Genomic DNA, 1,324 nt, shown 5'->3' on the forward strand with positions numbered 1-1,324 from the left:
TTTATAAAATTGACAATGAAAAAGTTTATGTTTTACTTATAGCAGATTCAAGTAGAAATTTAGAAGATATTTTATTTCAAAGATTAATAAAAAGTGATAACAAAACAGAGTAGCCAATATATTACCCAAAGAAAATATTATACATTTTTTGATATAACTATCATAATAAGGATTAAGTGGTCTTGACAAAGGGGGGCATTATGTGGGGAGTTGCTTCAAGTCCATAAGGCTTGAATGCCTCCAGCTTGCTCTAGAAAGGGGAAAAGTATCTCCCATCGTTAGAGCAAGATTTTTTGAGGAGAGCTTTTCATAGTGCTCTATAATACTTCGTAACTGTGTATCAAGCCCAAAAATATCTATGTAGGAGTAGATAAGTAGCTCCGCCTTGCCAAGGAGCCGTTTTGCAAAAAGTTGTTTTATTTTTATGTGAAAACAAAGGCGTAAAAGGTTGCCTATAGTCTCAGTGCGTGTGTTTATATGTATAAGCTTTCCGAGAGTGGTTTTTACCCCTTTTATATCCCCTTTTAAGGCATAATATTCACATTGGTGTATAATCTCTTGCCATTTTTTCTCCAAAAGCTTTGCAAGTTGCGTGTTTGCTAAAAGTGGTGCATTATCAAGTATCTCGTAGGCGTGTACATAATCTTTTTGTTCATATTTTTTTATAAGCTGCTCTAAGGAAATGAGTGTTTGAAAAATAGTTTGTATTTGTGGTGCAATTGGGGGGATATGTTGGAGTTTTTGTATCTTTTTTCTTAAAGCTTCGATATGCATTGCATCTATATCTTTATAGAGTGCCTCAAGTTGCGTGTTTATCTCTTGTTGTAAAGTATGAAAAGCGGGTATGGTTGTAAAAATTTCATACTTCTTAACAAGTTCAAAAACTTTTTTATACTCCTTGTGTTGGAGTGCCTGTAAAAAATCTATAAGGGCTTTGTTATTGCGTAAAAGGATGGAGCATATCTCTTTTTTTGAAGGCACCACAAGGTAACTACCCAAAATCTCTTTGGCAAGAGCAACCTTTCTGAGAAGAATCTGTTTTTGTGCAAATGTAAAATCCTCTTTGAAGTGTTGTTCAAGCTTTTGATATTCGGGTGTGGTTTGAAGTTGGGGGTATCTATCGCACATTGAGAGAGCCAAAGCATACTTTTTTTCTCTGTAAAGCCTTTTGAGTTTTGGGTAGTACTCAAACGCTTTTTGTAAAGCCAGCAGCTCCTCTTTGTGTTTTTTGGAGTGCTCAAACATCGAAAAAAGTTTCAAAAACTCCTTTTTATTTGCATGAATAAGCCCCTCAACTGCGTGTTTGTAAAGTTGTGTATATTTT

General features: G+C 34.7%; 1 protein-coding gene. It reads right to left on the reverse strand.

Annotated features, from left to right (window positions below; translation table 11 throughout):
- Positions 1-198 precede the first annotated feature (198 nt).
- On the reverse strand, positions 199-1,324 hold a 1,126-nt coding region (locus AC30RD_RS09435; protein ID WP_489494292.1), incomplete at its 5' end, for a hypothetical protein.

This window comes from Nitrosophilus sp. (assembly GCF_982775275.1).